We start from the raw sequence: 16,979 nt of genomic DNA, 5'->3' as shown, positions 1-16,979 counted from the left end.
TGCACGACCCTGCCACAGAACCCCGTCACGTGCCGGTGATGTGCTCCGGCCGCACCGGCACGCGTTCCAGCGCCAGCCCCGTCGCGGCGCGGATGGCGGCGGCGATGGCCGGGGTGGACGAGATGGTCGGGGGCTCGCCGACGCCGCGCAAGCCGTACGGGGCGTTCGGGTCCGGGCGCTCCAGCACGTCGATGGCCATCGGCGGCATGTCGAGCACGGTGGGGATCAGGTAGTCGGTGAACGACGGGTTGCGCACCTGGCCGTCGACCACCTGGATCTCCTCCATGACCGCCAAGCCGAGGCCCTGCGCGGAGCCGCCCTGGATCTGGCCGAGCACGGCCTGCGGGTTCAGCGCCTTGCCGACGTCCTGCGCGCAGTCCAGCGCGACCACCTTCACCAGGCCCAGCTCCACGTCCACGTCCACCACCGCCCGGTGCGCGGCGAAGCCGTACTGCACGTGCGCGTTGCCCTGGCCGGTCTCCGGGTCCAGCGGCTGCGTCGGCCGGTGGCGCCACTCGACAGTCTCGTCAAACGACGCCGAATCCAGCAGCGAAGCCAAGTCGCCGACGACCGAACCCGCGACGTCGACCAGCTTGCCACCCACCACACGCGTGCGCGCGGGCAAGGCCTGGCTCTCCAGCAGCCGGGCGCGCACCGCGGCGCAAGCGGCCTGCACGGCGCCGCCGGTCACGTAGCTCTGGCGCGACGCCGAGGTGGAGCCGCCGTTGCCGATCGAGGTGTCCATCGGCAGCACGGTGACCTGCTCGACGCCCAGCTCCGTGCGCACGATCTGCTGCATGATCGTCACGAGCCCCTGCCCGACCTCACACGCCGCCGTGTGCACGGTGGCCGCGGGCTCGCCGCCGACGAGCTGCAGCCGGACGCGCGCCGTCGAGTAGTCGTCGAAGCCCTCGGAGAAGCAGACGTTCTTGATTCCCACCGCGTAGCCGACCCCGCGCACCACCCCCTCGCCGTGCGTGGTGTTCGAGACGCCGCCGGGCATGTGCCGCAGGTCGAAGTCGCGCTCCGCCGGAAGCGGACGCGCGCGCAGGCGTTCCAGCAGCTCCGCGACCGGCGCCGCCGAGTCCACCACCTGACCGGTGGGCATCACCGAGCCCTCGCTCATCGCGTTGCGGATGCGGAGGTCCACCGGGTCCAGTCCACACGCGACGGCCAGCTTGTCCATCTGTGACTCGTACGCGAACGCCGCCTGCACCGCGCCGAAGCCACGCATCGCGCCGCACGGCGGGTTGTTCGTGTACGTGCCCCAGCAATCGACGGCGACGTTGTCCACTGTGTACGGACCGACCCCGAGCGTCGCGGCGTTCGCCACCACCGCGCCGGTCGAAGACGCGTACGCGCCGCCGTCGAGGAAGAGCCGCGCGCGGACGTACACCAGACGCCCGTCCGAAGTGGCGCCGTGCTCGTAGTACATCTTCGCGGGGTGACGGTGCACGTGGCCGTAGAACGATTCCTCGCGGTTGTACACCATCTTCACCGGCTTGTCGGTGTGCAGCGCGAGCAGGCACGCGTGCACCTGCATCGACAGATCCTCGCGCCCGCCGAACGCCCCGCCGACGCCGCCGAGCGTCAGCCGCACCTTCTCCGTTGTCAGCCCGAGCGCGGCGACGATCTGCTGCTGGTCCACGTGCAGCCACTGCGTCGCGACGTACAGGTCCACGCCGCCTTCGGTGTCCGGCACCGCGAGCCCGGACTCCGGGCCGAGAAACGCCTGGTCCTGCATGCCGACCTCGTACACGCCGGACACCACGACGTCGGCCGAAGCTTCCGAAGAGCCGCGCCGGATCCGCACGTGCCGGACGACGTTGCCGCCCGCGTGCAGCGAAGCGCCGACACCGTCGACAGCCGCTTCGGAGTCCGTGATCGGCTCCAGAACTTCGTAGCTCACCTTGATGCGCTTCATCGCCCGGCGCGCGGTCTCCGGATGGTCCGCGGCGACGAGCGCGACCGGCTCGCCCTGGTACCGGACCACGTCGTCGGCCAGCACCGGCTGATCGGCGTGCTCGAGGCCGTAACGGTTGAGGCCGGGCACGTCCTCGTGCGTGAGCACCGCGTAAACCCCGGGCACCGCAAGGGCTTCCGCGATTTCGATGCCGGTGATCCGGGCGTACGGGTGCGGGCTGCGCAACGTCGTGCCCCACACCATGTCCTCGTGCCACAGGTCCGAGGAGTAGGCGAACTCACCGCGCACCTTCACCGTGCCGTCCGGCCGCTGGGCGTTCGCGCCGACACCGTTCGAAGTGCCGGTGAGCGGCAAAGTGGTGGTCATCGGTCCCCCCGCAGCCGCGCGCTCGCGCCGGCCAGATCACGCGCGATCACGGACTCGTCCTCCTCGCGCAGCGCGCCGTTCTCCACCACGGCCTTGCCGCCGACGAACAACCGGGCCAACGGCGGCGTCGCGCCCAGCACCAGCGCCGCGACCGGGTCGGTGATGCCCGCGTAGTTCAGCCCCGACAGGTCCCACACGGCCAAGTCGGCGAGCTTGCCCACCTCCAGTGAGCCGAGGTCCGCCTCGCGGCCGAGGCACCGCGCGCCGCCCATCGTGCCCAGCCACAACGCTTCCCGCGTGGTCAGCGCCTTCGGGCCGCCACGCTGGCGAGCCTGCAACAACGCCTGGTGCAGTTCCTCGCCGAGGCCGCCGGACTCGCTGGACGCCGCCCCGTCGACGCCGAGGCCCACCGGCGCGCCCGCGTCGAGCAGGTCGCGCACCGGGGCGATGCCCGTGCCGAGGCGGCCGTTGGACGTCGGGCAGTGCGCCGAGCCGGTGCCCGTGGCGCCGAACCGGCGGATCGCGTCGGCGGAAAGGTGGACGGTGTGCGCGAGCCAGACGTCGCCGGCCAGCCAGCCGAGCTTGTCCGCGTACTCGGCCGGGGTGCAGCCGACCTCGGCGAGGCACTGCTGCTCCTCGTCGAGCGTCTCGGCCAGGTGCGTGTGCAGCCGGACGCCCTTACGCCGGGCCAATTCGGCCGCGCCGGACATCAGCCGCTCGGTGACGGAGAACGGCGAGCACGGCCCGGCGGCGATGCGCAGGTGCGCCCCGGGCGCGGGATCGTGGAACCGGTCGATGGCGGCCTCGGTGCCGAGCAGCGCGTCCTCGGTCGTCTCGACCAGGTTGTCCAGCGGAAGTCCGCCGTCGGACTCGCCGCGGTCCATCGAGCCGCGCACCAGGTGCAGCCGGACGCCGATCCGCTGCCTGGCCGAGACCAGCGCTTCGACCTGGTCACCGCCGTCACGCGGGAAGACGTAGTGGTGATCGGCGACGGTCGTGCAGCCGGTCAGGGCGAGCCGCGCCATCCCGGCCGTGCCCGCGGCATGCGTGATCTCCGCGTCGAGCCGGCCCCACACCGGGTACAACGCGACGAGCCACTCGAACAGCGTGTGGTCGGCCGCCATCCCGCGGGTCGCCCACTGGTAGAGGTGGTGGTGGGTGTTGACCAGGCCCGGGGTGACCAGGCAGCCGGACGCGTCCACGTGCTCGTCTATGTCGTCCGAGCCTGCGTAGCGGCCTTCCCCCACAACGGCGATGCGGTCGTTCTCGATCAGCACGTGACCGCTCGCGTACTCCGGGCCGCTGACGGTGGCGATGGCAGCGTTCGAGACGAGTGTCTTCACTGAGCACCGCCCGCGGCGGCCGAGCGGACAGCGTCCAGGATCTTCTCGTAACCCGTGCAGCGGCAGAGGTTCCCGGCCAGCGCCTCGCGGATCTCCTCGTCGCTGGGCTTCGCGACGCGGTTCAGCAGATCGTGCGCCGCGACGACCAGCCCCGGGGTGCAGAAGCCGCACTGCACGGCCCCGGCGTCCACAAAGGACTGCTGCACCGGGTCGAGCCGGTCGCCGTCGGCCAGGCCTTCGACGGTACGCACCGCTCGGCCCTCCACCTGCCCCGCCGCGACCAGGCACGAGCACACCGGAACGTCGTCGAGATAGACCGTGCAGGAACCGCATTCGCCCTGCTCACAGGCGTTCTTCGAGCCGGGAAGACCCAGCCGCTCACGCAGCACGTACAGCAGGCTCTCGCCCTCCCAGACGTCGTCGGCCTGGCGGCTCTCGCCGTTCACGGTCACGTTCACGCGCATTCGCGGTCACTCCCCCGGTGTTCGTCCCAGGCCCAGGTCAGCGTCCGCCGGGCGAGGACGGACAGGGCGTGCTTGCGGTATTCCGCGCTCCCGCGGACGTCGTCGATCGGCGCGGCGGCCCCGGCCACCAGCTCGCCGAACCGGCGCTTGAGTGAATCGGCCAACGGCTCCCGCGAGCCCCACGGCAACTTGGCGGCCAGGAAGTCCTCGGCCTCACGAGCCCGCCGCGGCGTCGGCGCGGCCGAGCCGACGGCGGCGCCGGCCTCGGTCTTCTCCGGGCGCAGCGACAAGGCGAACGAGCAGACGGCGATCACCATCGCGTTGCGCGTGCCGACCTTCGCGAACTGCTGCGGCCCGGCCGAAGCCGGCAGGTGGACGGCGATGATCAGCTCGTCGGGCTCCAGCGCGTTGCGCTTCACCCCGAGGTAGAACTCGTCGGCCGGGACGAACCGCGTGCCCCGGACCGAAGCGACCTCCACCCGGCCGCCGAGCGCGAGCAGCACCGGGTGCGTGTCACCGGCGGGCGAGGCGGCGCCGAGGTTGCCGCCCACCGTGCCGCGGTTGCGGATCTGCGGCGAGCCGACCGTGCGCGACGCCATGGCCAGCGCGGGCAGGGGCTCCCCCAGCTCGGTGATCACGCGCGCGTACGGCACGCCCGCGCCGAGCCGGACTTCGCCGTCGGCAATGGACCAGCCCACCAGCTCGCTCACCCGGTTCAGGTCGAGCAGCGCGGCCGGGCGGCGGTGGTCGAAGTTCAGCTCGACCATCACGTCGGTGCCGCCGGCGATGGGCACCGCGTCGGGGCGCTCGGCCTTGACGGCCAGCGCCTCGGCGAGGCTCTCGGGACGCAGGAAGTCCACGTGCGGGCTCCTCTTTTAGGCTGGACAGCCCAGTAGACGCCGAAACGCAGCGGGCGGCAACGGTGCCGCTCCATGAAAGCCAGGGCAGCGGAACACCACCCGTTTGTGCTTTCCTACAAGCCTGATGACCACCGTCAAAACGCTGCTGGCCCTGCCCGGGCTGCGGCCGCACCCGAACACCCCGGCCGCCCTGCTCGACCGGCCCGTGACCCGGATCTACGTGACCGAGCTGCCCGACCCCGGCCGGTACCTGTCGGCGGGCGAGCTGGTGCTGTCCGGGCTGCTCTGGTGGCGCACGCCGGGTGACGCGGAGCCGTTCGTGGCCGCGCTGGCCGCCGCCGGGGCCGCCGCGTTGGCCGCTTCGGGCGCCGATTCGGACGGCATCCCGGACGACGTCGTCGAGGCCTGCGCCCGGCACCGGATCCCGCTGCTGGAAGTGCCGCCCGACCTCTCGTTCGCCGTGGTCACCGAGCAGGTGGTGCTGGCGCTGGCGGCCGCCGCGGACGGGGCGCGCAAACGTTTGCTGACCGCCGCCGCGGAGGACGCGCCGCTGCCGGTGCTGCTGGAGCGCGCGGCCGTCGAGCTGGGTGCGGCGTGCTGGGTGCTCTCGGCCGTGCCCCGGGTGGTCGCGGGGACGGCGGCGCTGCCCGGCTCGCCCGCGGAGCCGGTCCGGCAGTTCGCCGCCGCGCACGGCCGCCCGACCGCCGCCGCCGGGCTGACCGTGCTGCCGGTCGAGGGTCGTCACGCCGTGCCGTGGCTGCTCGCCGTCGACGGGCCGTTGAGCGCTTCGCAGACCGAGCTGGCGGAAGAGCTGGCCGGGCTGATCGGCCTGGCACGAGCCCGTTCCCGCCTTCCCGAGGAACTGCCGGAAACCGGAACCGTGCGAGCCGTCGCGCTGAGGACGGACGGCAGCGCGGAAGCCGCCGACGTCCTGGCGGAACTGCTCGCGGAGACGACGTTCACCCTCACCGGCCCGGCTCCCGGTGAGGCCCACGCCCTCGTCGCCGAAGACGGTTCCTGGCCGGAGGACTGGGCCGCCGAGGCGACGGCCGCTCTGTCCACAGTGGAACCCCTGCTCACGGCACGGCGGCTGCTGGCCGGGTTCAGCGACCCCGGGCCCGTGGCGGAAGCCAAGGGGGTGCTGGAAGTCGCGCGTCACGCGCTTTCCGTGGCGGCGAACCGAGAAGGCCCCGTGGCGGTGGTCCCGGCCGCCGACGTCGGCGTCCACCAGCTGCTGCTGGCCGGCGTCTCCGCCGACCTGCGGGCGGCCCTGCGGCGACGGCTGCTGGGCCCGCTGCTGGACTACGACGCCGAGCAGCACTCCGACCTCGTCCGCACCGTGCGGGTGTTCCTGGAGTGCTCGGGCTCGCCGACCAAGGCGGCGAAGGCGTTGCACATCCACGTCAACACCTTGCGCTACCGGATCGGCCGGGCGGCCGAGCTGCTGGGCGTGGACCTGGGAGACTTCGTCGCGCAGGTGGACGTTTACCTCGCGCTGGTGGCCGGGAAGGACTCGTGAGTGTTCATGAACCGTCATGAACACTCACGAGTCTTTACAGCGCTTTGGCGGCCCGGTCGGCGACCAGCTTCAGGAACCGGCCCGGGTCGGCCAGCTCGCCGCCCTCGGCGAGCAGCGCCATGCCGTACAGCAGCTCGGCGGTCTCGGCCAGCGACGCGTCGTCCGGGTTCGCCGCGCGGGCCGCGCGCAGGCCGGTGACCAGCGGGTGCTCCGGGTTCAGCTCCAGGATCCGCTTGATCTGCGGCATTTCCTGGCCCATCGCGCGGTACATCTTCTCGAGCGTCGGCGTGAGGTCGTTCGTGTCGCCGACGATGCACGAGGGCGAGGTGGTCAGCCGCGAAGAGAGCCGGACCTCCTTGACGGTGTCCTCGAGTGTGGTCGTCATCCAGGACAGCAGGTCGGTGTACTCGCTCTGCTGCTCCTCGGACGCCGGGTCCAGCTCCACCTCGCCCTTGGCCACGGACTGCAGCGGCTTGCCGTCGAAGCCCGGCACCGAGTCGACCCACATCTCGTCGACCGGGTCGGTCAGGATCAGCACCTCGTAACCCTTGGCGCGGAACGCTTCCAGGTGCGGCGAGTTCTCGATCGTCGTACGCGACTCGCCGGTGATGTAGTAGATGTGCTCCTGGCCGTCCTTCATCCGCGAGACGTAATCGCGCAGCGAAGTCGGCTTCTCGGCGTCTTCGGTGGAGGCGAACGAGGAGATCTCCAGGATCGACTCGCGGTTCTCCGGGTCGTCGAGCAGGCCCTCCTTGACCGCGCGGCCGAACTCACGCCAGAAGGTCGTGTACTTGTCGGCGTCCTCGGTCATCATCGTCTTGACCGTGGCGAGCACCTTCTTCTCCAGCCGCCGCCGGATCATCCGGATCTGCCGGTCCTGCTGCAGGATCTCGCGCGAGACGTTCAGCGAAAGGTCCTGCGCGTCGACCACACCCTTCACGAAGCGCAGGTAGTTCGGCATCAGCGCTTCGCAGTCGTCCATGATGAACACGCGCTTGACGTAGAGCTGCACGCCGCGCTTGCTGTCGCGCATGAACAGGTCCGGCGGCGCCTGCGCCGGGACGAACAGCAGCGCCTGGTACTCGAACGTGCCCTCCGCCTGCATCCGGACGGTCTCGAGCGGGTTGTTCCAGTCGTGGCTGATGTGCTTGTAGAACTCGTGGTACTCGTCCTCGGAGACCTCCGAGGACGGCCGCGCCCACAGCGCCTTGCGCGAGTTGACCGTCTCCAGCTCGGGCGCCTTCTCCGCCGTGTCTTCGGCGTCGGGCTCCAGCGGGTTCTGCTTCACCATCCGGACCGGCCAGGTGATGAAGTCCGAGTAGCGCTTGACGATCTCGCGGACCTTCCACGGCGACGTGTAGTCGAAGAGGTGGTCCTCGTCGTCGGCCGGCTTCAGGTGCAGCGTGACGGCGGTGCCTTGCGGCGCGTCCTCGACCTGCGCGATCGTGTAAGTGCCCTCGCCCTCGGACTCCCAGCGGACGCCCTCGTCCGTGCCCGCGCGGCGGCTCACCAGCGTGACCTTGTCCGCGACCATGAAGCTCGAGTAGAAGCCGACGCCGAACTGGCCGATCAGGTCCTGCGAGCCGGCCGCGTCCTGCGACTCCTTGATCTTGCGCAGGAACTCCGCGGTGCCGGACTTCGCGATGGTGCCGATCAGGCCGACCACGTCGTCCCGGCTCATGCCGATCCCGTTGTCGCGCACGGTGAGCGTGCGGGCCTCGGTGTCGATCGCGATCTCGATGTGCAGGTCGTCGGTGTCCGCCTGCAGATCCTTGTCCCGGTACGACTCCAGGCGCAGCTTGTCCAGCGCGTCCGACGCGTTCGAGACCAGCTCCCGCAGGAAGATGTCCTTGTTCGAGTAGATCGAATGGATCATCAGCTGCAGCAGCTGGCGTGCCTCGGACTGGAATTCCAGCGTTTCGACCGACATGTCTTCCTTCCCACCCCTGCACAGAAAGTCCGGCGGGAATTCTACCCAGGCACGTTCAGGCGAGACGGCGGGCGTAGCGGTCCAGCGTCGCGGCGTCGAACGGCAGCTCGGACTCCTCCAGCGCGCCGCAATGCAGGCCGCCGAGCAGGTACCGCGCGAGCGCTTCGGCCGTGGCGGGCTCGTCGAGCACTCCGCCCGATGTCTGGTCGGCGTAGTCGCGAAGCCGCTTCGCCGCGTCCGGGAAGCCTTCGCGGTAGAAGGCGTACGTCGCCGCGAAGCGCGTTGGCAGCTGATGCGGGTGCAGGTCCCAGCCCTGGTAGAAGCCGTTCTCCAGCGAGCGCCGGACCAGGCGCTGGTGCTCGGCCCAGGCCGCCGGCAAGGCGTCGCCGACGGGGAGCTTGTTGGTGGAGCCGTCGGACAGCCGCACGCCGGTGCCCGCGGCCGCGACCTGCATGAGCTGCTTGGCGAAGTCCGCGGCCGGGTGCTCCATGCTCTGGTACGCGGCGGCGATGCCCAGCCCCGCGCTGTAGTCGTAGGTGCCGTAGTGCAGGCCGGAACAGCGCCCGGCCGCCGCCTGGATGATGCGCGCGACCGACACCGTGCCGTCGTGGGCGAGGATCGACTGCGCGGTCTCGATCTGCACCTCGAAGCGCAGCGCGCCCTCGGCGAGTCCGTACGCGGATTCCAGGCGCGCCAGCACATCCGCGGCCACTTCGACCTGCTCGACGGCCGTCACCTTGGGCAGCGTGACGACGAAACCCTCGGGCAGCGGGCCGTTTTCCAGCAGGCCGGAGAGGAACAGGTCGAGGGTGCGGATGCCACGCCGTCGCGTCGCGGCCTCGAAGCTCTTGAACCGGATCCCGACAAACGGTGTGCCGCCGGTGGTCGCGAGCGTCTGCCCGGCGGCCAGCGCGGCCGCGTCCTCGGCGGCGTCGCCCGGGTGGCCGTAGCCGTCCTCGAAGTCGATCCGCAGATCCTCGATCGGCTCCGTGAGCAGCTTGGCGCGCACGCGTTCGGCGACGTCCGGGGTCAGGCCGAGCCGGTCGCCCTCCTCGATGAACACCCGCATGGCCCGCTTGCCCCAGTCGGCGACCAGGCGGGTGCGGTACTGGGACGCCGGCACGTACACGGTGTGCACGGGCCGGCGACCCGGCGGCTCGCCGGGGTACAGCGCCGCGACGCGCGCGTCCGCATCCGCGAGACGCGCATCGGCGCTGGTGTAAACGTCCTCGGCGAGCCGGCCGCCCATTACTTGATGCGCTCGTAGGCCGGGAGCGTGAGGAAGTCCGGGAACTCCTCGGCCAGCGCGACCTGCTCGAACAGCTCGACCGCCGGGGCGAGCAGCTCTTCCTTGACGTCGGTGGCCAGCTCGCCGCGGACGTCGGCCAGCACGCCGCGCACCAGCTCCGCGGTCACCCGGTCGCCGGTGTCGAGCACAGTGCCGTTCTTGACCCACTGCCAGACCTGCGAACGCGAGATCTCGGCGGTGGCGGCGTCCTCCATCAGGTTGTGGATGGCCGCCGCGCCGTTGCCGCTGAGCCACGACGCGATGTAGCGGATGCCGACCTCGACGGCGGCGCGCAGGCCGGCCGCGGTGGCGCTGCCCGGCGTCGAGGCGACGTCGAGCAGCTGGTCGGCGGTCACGCTCACCTCGTCGCGGGTGCGCTCCAGCTGGTTCGGCTTCTCGCCGAGCACCTGGTCGAACTCCTCGCGGCACAGCGAAACCATGCCCGGGTGCGCGACCCACGAGCCGTCGAAACCGTCGCCGGCCTCGCGCGCCTTGTCGTCGTGGACCTTCTTGAACGCGCCCTCGTTGACGGCCGGGTCCTTGCTCGGGATGAACGCCGCCATGCCGCCGATCGCGAACGCGCCGCGCTTGTGGCAGGTGCGCACCAGCAGCTCGGTGTAGGCGCGCATGAACGGCGCGGTCATGGTGACCGAGTTGCGGTCCGGCAGCACGAACTTCTCACCGGCGTCGCGGAAGTACTTGATCACGCTGAACAGGTAGTCCCAGCGGCCCGCGTTCAGGCCCGAGGCGTGCTCGCGCAGCTCGTAGAGGATCTCTTCCATCTCGAACGCGGCCGGGATGGTCTCGATCAGCACGGTCGCGCGCACGGTGCCGTGCTCGATGCCCAGCTCCTTCTCGGCGTGGGTGAACACGTCGTTCCACAGCCGCGCCTCGAGGTGGCTCTCCATCTTCGGCAGGTAGAAGTACGGGCCCTTGCCGCGCTTGAGCAGCTCGGCGGCGTTGTGGAAGAAGTAGAGGCCGAAGTCGACCAGCGCGCCGACGCCCTTGCGTCCGCCGAAGGTCAGGTTGCGCTCGTCGAGGTGCCAGCCGCGCGGGCGGACCACGATGGTGGCGTGCTCGACGTCGTCCTTCAGCGCGTAGCTCTTGCCGCCGCTCTCCAGCGTGATGTCGCCGCGGACGGCGTCACGCAGGTTGACCTGGCCGGAAACCACGTTCGCCCAGTGCGGGGTGTTGGCGTCCTCGAAGTCGGCGAGCCACACCTTGGCGCCGGAGTTGAGGGCGTTGATGGTCATCTTGCGGTCGGTGGGGCCGGTGATCTCGACCCGCCGGTCCCGCAGCGCCGGCGGCGCCCCGGCGACCTGCCACTCGCCCTCGCGGATCGCCTGGGTCTCCGGCAGGAAGTCGAGCCGGCCGGTGGTGCGCGCCTCTTCGCGGCGCTTGCCGCGGGCGAGCAGCAGTTCGTCCCGGCGGCCCGCGAACGCGTCGTGCAGCCCCGCCAGGAAGGCGAGGGCTTCCGGCGTCAGGATCTCGTCGCCGCGCTCGACAGAGCCGCCGAGGACCTGGACTTCAGACATGCGAAACACCCCGAGTCGTTCTTTGGATAACGTCCCTACGGTTTTTACCTGACGGACTATAGTTTCTGCATAGCGGAAGCTCAAACGACAGTACCCGGACCTGTGAGGAGCACCACGGTGGCGGCTGAGAAAAGCGGGCGAGACGGCGGCGTCCAGTCCCTGCAACGCGCCTTCGAGCTGCTGGAACACCTCGCCGACACCGGCGGGGAGGCCAGCCTCTCGGAGCTCGCGACGCTCTCCGGGCTGCCGATGCCGACGATCCACCGGCTGATCCGGACGCTGGTCGACCTCGGCTACGTCCGGCAGAACACCAACCGCCGGTACGCCCTGGGCGCGCGGCTGATCCGCCTCGGCGAGAACGCCAGCATGCAGTTCGGCGCCTGGGCGCGCCCGCTGCTGGTCGAGCTGGTGGAGGAGGTCGGCGAGACGGCCAACCTCGCCGTGCTGGAACGCGACGAGGTGGTGTACGTGGCGCAGGTGCCGTCGAAGCACTCGATGCGGATGTTCACCGAGGTCGGCCGCCGGCTGCTGCCGCACGGCACCGGGGTCGGGAAGGCGATGCTCGCGCAGCTGCCCGCCGACGAGGTCACCGCACTGCTCGACCGCACCGGCATGCCCGCCTACACCGAGCACACCTTCACCGACCCGGCCGCGCTCGCCGCCGAGCTGACCCGGATCGCGGACCAGGGCTACGCACTGGACGAGGCCGAGCAGGAGCTGGGCGTCCGCTGCATCGCGGTGGCCGTGCCCGGCGCGCCCGTGCCCGCCGCGGTCTCGGTGTCCGGCCCCTCGGGACGGCTGACGGCGGACGCGGTGGCGCACATCGCGCCGGTGGTGCAGAAGATCGCGGACCGGCTCTCGCAGCAGCTGCCGCCCGCCTGAGCCGGCCCGCTACTAGGCAGGGCAATCGGCAAGGCCGTCCACGAGTTCACCGGCCAGCAGGTCCATCAGCAGCCCGTCGTGCCAGGTGCCGTCGGGGCCGCGCTCATAGGACCGCATCACGCCGACCGGCCGGAAGCCGAGCTTCTCGTACACGTGCACAGCCCGCGTGTTGGCCACCGCCGGATCGATGGTGAGCCGGTGGTGGCCCTGCGCGAACAGGTGCGCGGCGAGCACGCGGATCGCCTCGGCGCCGAAGCCCCGGCCGTGCCACCGCGGGTCGACGGCGATGTCGATGCCGGCGTGCCGGTACTGCGGTTCCAGCTCCTCGAAACTCTGGATCAAGCCGACAGTCTCGCCGTCGAACTCGATGGCATAGCTGGAAAACCCCGCTTCGGCCGCCAGCAGCCCGTCGGCCTCTTCCTCCGCGTCACCCCACCATTGGGCCACTTCCGGGGTAGCGAGAATGTCCCGCGCCCGATCGCGGTCCCGTTCGGTGAGCGGGCGCAGGCGGACGCGCGGGCCTTCGATGATCCCGGCCATCGGCAGCTCAGCTGCTGGGCTTGGGGTCCACCTGCACGTCGTACTTGGCGTTGCTGCCGTCGACCGACTTGATCGTGGCGGTGAGCCCGTACTTGGTCGACCCGGCCGCCAGCTCGCAGCGCATCTGCTCGCCCTGCTTGGCGTTGATCGGGCCCGGGCAGGTGATCGAGTCGGGACGCTGCCCCACCGACTGCTGCAACGCGTCGGCGATCCCCTTCTCCAGGTCGGCCTTGGCGATCTGGCGGTTCACTTCGACGTTGGCCGAGCAGCCGCCGAGCACGAGGCCCGCGCAGCAGAGCGCGAGCGTGACTGTCCTCATCGGACGGAACATGGAGCGTAAGCCTCCTCAGGCCCAGACGGAACGGGGGACGCGGTCGAGCAGGTCGCACCGCAGGTCGAGCGCGGGCACGAGCTCACGTGGATCGCGGTGGTCGGCGACCCGGTCGAGGAAGTCGAGTTTCCCGCCGAGCAGGGTGAACCCGCGGTGCTGCCGCTGGTCGGTCTTCAGGAACTCGATGACGGCGGGGGCGAGCACGGCCCTGGCGAACCGCTCGTCGCCGGTCCGCACCTCGTAGCGGTCGTCGAAATCCGGGTCGCCCACCCGCAGATCCCCTTGTCCCAGCCCGGCGTTCACCCGGCTCGCCAACGGGACCGCGGGGGTCACCTGCAGCGCCGGACCGGCCACCGGGGTACGCACCCAGATCGCCCGCACGTCGTTCCACCCGGAGTCCAGCGCCCGCACCTTGAACACCGCGGCCAGGAACGGCCATCCGCGATGGGTGCCGGTGATCACCTGGTGTGCCTCGTACGCGTTGAGCCGGCCGAGGAGCGGATCCCGCGGATCGGCGATCTCCTCGACCACGGTCCGCCGGACGTGGTGGTCCCCCTCGCCGAACAGCGAGCAGTACGAGTCGTTGCGCTCCTCGTACCGCCAGCCCCGCCGCTCGGCCTCCTGCCCGAGCCGCGCCATCGCCTGCTCGCCCCGCGCCTTGAGGGAACGGTTGTTCCACACGACGAACCACGTGACGGCACCGGCGATCAGCACTGTCCCCCCGATCACGATCACCAGGATCAGGGCAAGGCTCACGGGCGCGGCTCCCGGTCGCCGAACACGGTCAGCTCGTCGACGTCGTCCTCGACCGCCGCCGCCGGACGCCGTCCGGGCGGGGGCGGCACCGTGGTCACCACCACCGGCCGCGGCGAACCGAACAGCTCCTCGTCGGAAGCCAGCACGCGGTCCAGCAGTTCGGTGTCGCCGAGGTTGCGGGCCACCACCTCGGCCTGCAGCCTGGCCGCGCTCGCCTGCGCCTCGGCGATCGCCTGCAGCACGTCCGAGGAAAGCACCTCCGGCGCCGTCGCCGAGGAACGCTCGCTGAAGGTGACCGAGGTGATCCCGCCGCCCGCGCCGGCCACCACGGTGACCACGCCGTCGGCCGAAGTCGCCTCTCCCTGCACGTCCTTCAGCTGGCCGGCCATGTGCTGGTAGGCCTCGGCGCGGCTGCCGTTCTCCGCCGCCGCGGTGTCGATCGCTTCGATCCGCGCCAGTAACTGCCGGGCTGTCTCGTTCATCGGGTGGTCTTTTCCGGTTCGATGGTCGCGAGGAACTTCTGGAAATCGTCGATCACGTACTCGAACTGGTCTTCCAGCAGTGCGGACAGCACCACGTGCAACACCGCCGAGCGGTGCTGGTCGCGCTGGTCGCGCATCGCCATGAACACCTGGAACTGCACGAGATCGGCCGGGGCGCCGTTCAGCAGCACGGTGAGCTTCACCGCCTGGGTGAGGCCGGGACTCTCCGGCGAGCCGACCTCGTTGCGACGGCCCAGCTGGACGCCCTGCGCGCCGGCCACGCGCAGGTGCTCCACCGCCTCGTCGCCGATCTCCGCCAGGTCGGGGTTCTCGCGAACCTCACCGGTGATGGAGATGTTGGCGGTGAACCCGTTCTTCGCCGTCACCGGGTTCAGCGCCACGAATGCCGCGTCCGGGGTGCCGATCTCGTCAGGATCAACCGATCGCCAGCCCTCGGGCAGCGAGAACTCGATCGGCACCGGAAGGGTTGCTGCCACTGCGTTTCTCCGAATCTGAGGTTGGGATCAGCCAAAGCCGAGGGCGTGCCCGATGGCTCCGGCCGCTTTCTTGGCGCCGCCGACGGCGTCCGAGGCCACGTGGCCGACGTCGCCCGCGACGTCTTTCGCCGTGTCCACGACTTCTCCCGGATCCACGCTGACGTCGAAGCCGATCTTGCCGCCGATGCCGAGTCCGAGGCCCACCGAGGCACCGACGTGGAACTTGCCGTCGTCGCCGTAGCCGACCTGGCCGCTGGCCTCCGCGCCCACCCCGGCCCACGCCTCGCCGTGCGCACCGGCGGTCACACCGGCGACTTCCGCACTGGCGTTCGCTTCGGCCCTGGCCCCGGCGAACGCCGACCCGCTGGCCTGCGCACCCGCCCAGGTGAGCTTGCCCTCGGCCTGTGCCTCGGCGCCGACGATCGCCTGCGCGTCGCCCTTCGCGCCCACGTGGTCACCCAGGTGCAGCTCGCCTTCGGCGCTGCCCTTGGCCAGGTAGGCCTCGGCGGACGCGCCGGCACTCACGCCGAGCACGCTGGCCCCGGCATGCGCCTCGGCGGACGCGCCGAGCACCGAGCCCTCGATCTTCCCGCTGCCGCCCGCGGTGTCGGAGCCGAACGCGCCGCCCAGCGAACCGTGCGCCACGTCCACGCCCGCGGACGCCGACACGGTCTTCTCGGAGGTGTCGATGCCGAGCTTTTCGAGCAGCGGGCCGAGCTTGTCGGTGAGCAGCCCGTCGGACTGCGAACCCCACTCGCCGCGGTAGCTCTTGCCGCCCTTGCCGGACTGCCAGCCGCCGGGGTCCTCCTCGACCCACTGCTTCTTCTTCGGGTCCCACTTCTTGACCTTGGTGCGGTGCTCGGCCCCGAAGTCCTTGCCCCCGAACTTCTTCGTGTAGGTGCCGTCGGCGTTCTTCTTGAAGCCGAGTTCCTTCGCGACCGCGTCGCCGGCCCGCCCGAGACTGCTGCGCGCGGCGTCGAGGATCTGCTGGGCTTCCTTGGAGCCGGCCTGGCCGGGATCGGTGAACGGGGCCGGCACGTCACCCGACGCGGTGGCCTTCCGGACCAGGAGGCTGTGCTGCGCCGCGGCCGTGCGGGACGCCGCCTGCGCCTGCGTGTAGACCTCGATCGCCCGCTGCGCCTCGCTCTGGCTGTGGGTGAGCACGTCGCCGTAGTCGGCCAGCGCGGTGGCCCCCTTGCCGAGCACGCCGACCGCGGACTGCCAGCTCTTCGGCTCCTGGCCGAAAACCTCGCGGAACCGCGCACTCGCTTCGCCGGTCCACTGCTTCGGGTCGATCCCGCCGAGACCCTCCGAGATGCCGGACATCTTCTCCAGGTTCCCGACGAGGTCCCGCAGGTCTCCGGAGATCAGGTGCGCTTCGCCCGGGATCAGCGCCTTCGGATCCGTGGTCTGCCCGAGTTCCGCGGCCATCAGTGCACCGGCCCTTCGCCGTCGCGGTCAATGGTTTCGGCGGTTTCGGCGACGTGCGTGGGATCGGGGCCGAGCTCGTGCGCACGGACGCCGCCGGCCCAGCCACCGCCCGGGATGCCGATCTCGTTCAGCTCGTTCGGGCCGAGCCCGGCGCCGAACGGCCCGGGCCGATCATCCGGCCCGGTCCCGGACGGACGGCCCCCGATGTCGACCGGCTCCAGATCGCCGCCCGAACCGAATACCCGGCCCATCCCGCCGCCGACCGGGCCGAGCGGATCCGGCTCGAACCCGGACGGGCGGATCCCGATGTCGACCGGCTCCAAGTCGCCGCCCGAACCCAGTACCCGGCCGATCCCGCCGCCGACCGGGCCGAGCGGGCCGCCGAGGACGTCGCCGATGCGGCCCTCGACGCCCTTGCCCACCGCTTCGGCCGCCGAACCGATCGCGGTCCCGAGGCCGCCGATCTCACCGGTCGCCGATTCGTCCGCGCCGAGGTATTTCTGCGCTGCCGTGCGCAGGCCGTCGCCGTGGCCCTCGGCCTTCTTGACGAGCCCTTCGACCTCGGTCTTGACCCCGTCGATGAAGGAGCCCCACGCGCCCTGTACTCCGGGGTGCCCGTAATCGCCGCTCGGCCCCTGCCACACCAGGCCGCCCGCGCTCCCGACCACGTCCCCGATCTGATTGGCGGTCCGGAAGAGATCCCCCGGAACCGCACCGAAACCACCGGTCATCGCACCCCATTCACCGTGCCGGCCACGTTCCGCATCACGGTGACAGAGGCATCCGGACAAGCTGGCGAGATCGGGACTTAATCACCCATTCGGGTCAGTC

At 71.1% G+C, this 16,979-nt stretch carries 16 protein-coding genes; 2 read left to right on the top strand and 14 right to left on the bottom strand.

Going from position 1 to position 16,979, the window contains the following annotated elements; genetic code table 11:
• Positions 1 to 25: 25 nt before the first annotated feature.
• Genes pucD through BMY97_RS30960 form a run of 4 tightly spaced genes read right to left on the bottom strand, consistent with a single transcriptional unit; the run spans position 26 to position 4,957 of the window.
• Positions 26 to 2,290 carry a xanthine dehydrogenase subunit D gene (gene pucD, locus BMY97_RS30975; RefSeq protein WP_091623610.1) on the bottom strand — a complete coding sequence of 755 codons (2,265 nt, stop codon included), beginning with the start codon at positions 2,288 to 2,290 and terminating at the stop codon, positions 26 to 28.
• Positions 2,287 to 3,633, bottom strand: a complete 1,347-nt coding sequence (locus tag BMY97_RS30970; RefSeq protein WP_091623607.1) for an 8-oxoguanine deaminase — start codon at positions 3,631 to 3,633, stop codon at positions 2,287 to 2,289. The genes pucD and BMY97_RS30970 overlap by 4 nt, the downstream gene beginning before the upstream one ends.
• Positions 3,630 to 4,097, bottom strand: coding sequence for a (2Fe-2S)-binding protein (locus BMY97_RS30965; protein ID WP_091623604.1), 468 nt, complete (start codon positions 4,095 to 4,097; stop codon positions 3,630 to 3,632). The genes BMY97_RS30970 and BMY97_RS30965 overlap by 4 nt, the downstream gene beginning before the upstream one ends.
• Positions 4,088 to 4,957 carry an FAD binding domain-containing protein gene (locus BMY97_RS30960; RefSeq protein WP_091623602.1) on the bottom strand — a complete coding sequence of 290 codons (870 nt, stop codon included), beginning with the start codon at positions 4,955 to 4,957 and terminating at the stop codon, positions 4,088 to 4,090. The genes BMY97_RS30965 and BMY97_RS30960 overlap by 10 nt, the downstream gene beginning before the upstream one ends.
• A 124-nt stretch (positions 4,958 to 5,081) precedes the next feature.
• Between BMY97_RS30960 and BMY97_RS30955 the strand changes: the two genes are divergently transcribed.
• Positions 5,082 to 6,476 (top strand): helix-turn-helix domain-containing protein, encoded by a 1,395-nt coding sequence (locus BMY97_RS30955; protein WP_091623599.1) that lies wholly within the window; start codon positions 5,082 to 5,084, stop codon positions 6,474 to 6,476.
• A gap of 34 nt (positions 6,477 to 6,510) precedes the next feature.
• Here BMY97_RS30955 and htpG read toward each other — a convergent pair whose 3' ends face one another.
• Genes htpG through aceB form a run of 3 tightly spaced genes read right to left on the bottom strand, consistent with a single transcriptional unit; the run spans position 6,511 to position 11,229 of the window.
• Entirely contained in the window at positions 6,511 to 8,406 is a 1,896-nt protein-coding gene (htpG, locus tag BMY97_RS30950) for a molecular chaperone HtpG (RefSeq protein WP_091623597.1), read from the bottom strand.
• A 55-nt stretch (positions 8,407 to 8,461) separates the two neighbouring features.
• Positions 8,462 to 9,655, bottom strand: a complete 1,194-nt coding sequence (locus tag BMY97_RS30945; RefSeq protein ID WP_091623594.1) for a DUF6986 family protein — start codon at positions 9,653 to 9,655, stop codon at positions 8,462 to 8,464.
• The gene (gene aceB, locus BMY97_RS30940) at positions 9,655 to 11,229 is read right to left on the bottom strand and encodes a malate synthase A (protein WP_091623591.1); all 1,575 of its coding nucleotides are present in this window, start codon (positions 11,227 to 11,229) and stop codon (positions 9,655 to 9,657) included. Before aceB ends, BMY97_RS30945 begins: the two co-directional genes overlap by 1 nt.
• A 117-nt stretch (positions 11,230 to 11,346) precedes the next feature.
• On the opposite strand from aceB, the gene BMY97_RS30935 reads away from it, so the two are divergent.
• Positions 11,347 to 12,111 (top strand): IclR family transcriptional regulator, encoded by a 765-nt coding sequence (locus tag BMY97_RS30935; protein ID WP_091623589.1) that lies wholly within the window; start codon positions 11,347 to 11,349, stop codon positions 12,109 to 12,111.
• A gap of 12 nt (positions 12,112 to 12,123) precedes the next feature.
• Here BMY97_RS30935 and BMY97_RS30930 read toward each other — a convergent pair whose 3' ends face one another.
• Genes BMY97_RS30930 through BMY97_RS30900 form a run of 7 tightly spaced genes read right to left on the bottom strand, consistent with a single transcriptional unit; the run spans position 12,124 to position 16,816 of the window.
• Positions 12,124 to 12,651: a GNAT family N-acetyltransferase gene (locus BMY97_RS30930; RefSeq protein ID WP_091623586.1), complete on the bottom strand. Its 528-nt coding sequence runs from the start codon at positions 12,649 to 12,651 to the stop codon at positions 12,124 to 12,126.
• A gap of 7 nt (positions 12,652 to 12,658) precedes the next feature.
• On the bottom strand, positions 12,659 to 12,970 hold the full coding sequence (locus BMY97_RS30925) for a DUF4333 domain-containing protein (protein WP_177231621.1): 312 nt from the start codon (positions 12,968 to 12,970) through the stop codon (positions 12,659 to 12,661).
• Between the two features lie 27 nt (positions 12,971 to 12,997).
• Positions 12,998 to 13,738: a hypothetical protein gene (locus BMY97_RS30920; RefSeq protein WP_091623581.1), complete on the bottom strand. Its 741-nt coding sequence runs from the start codon at positions 13,736 to 13,738 to the stop codon at positions 12,998 to 13,000.
• Positions 13,735 to 14,220: a YbaB/EbfC family nucleoid-associated protein gene (locus BMY97_RS30915; protein ID WP_091623578.1), complete on the bottom strand. Its 486-nt coding sequence runs from the start codon at positions 14,218 to 14,220 to the stop codon at positions 13,735 to 13,737. Before BMY97_RS30915 ends, BMY97_RS30920 begins: the two co-directional genes overlap by 4 nt.
• Positions 14,217 to 14,717, bottom strand: a complete 501-nt coding sequence (locus BMY97_RS30910) for a hypothetical protein (RefSeq protein WP_091623575.1) — start codon at positions 14,715 to 14,717, stop codon at positions 14,217 to 14,219. Before BMY97_RS30910 ends, BMY97_RS30915 begins: the two co-directional genes overlap by 4 nt.
• A 27-nt stretch (positions 14,718 to 14,744) precedes the next feature.
• A complete protein-coding gene (locus BMY97_RS30905) occupies positions 14,745 to 16,148 on the bottom strand; it encodes a putative T7SS-secreted protein (protein ID WP_091623572.1) in 1,404 nt (467 codons plus the stop codon).
• Positions 16,148 to 16,816: a hypothetical protein gene (locus BMY97_RS30900; protein ID WP_143086343.1), complete on the bottom strand. Its 669-nt coding sequence runs from the start codon at positions 16,814 to 16,816 to the stop codon at positions 16,148 to 16,150. Before BMY97_RS30900 ends, BMY97_RS30905 begins: the two co-directional genes overlap by 1 nt.
• Positions 16,817 to 16,979: the final 163 nt, after the last annotated feature.

The organism is Amycolatopsis saalfeldensis, from assembly GCF_900110575.1.
GTDB lineage: Bacteria > Actinomycetota > Actinomycetes > Mycobacteriales > Pseudonocardiaceae > Amycolatopsis > Amycolatopsis saalfeldensis.
This window is presented reverse-complemented; position numbering and strand designations above follow the sequence as displayed.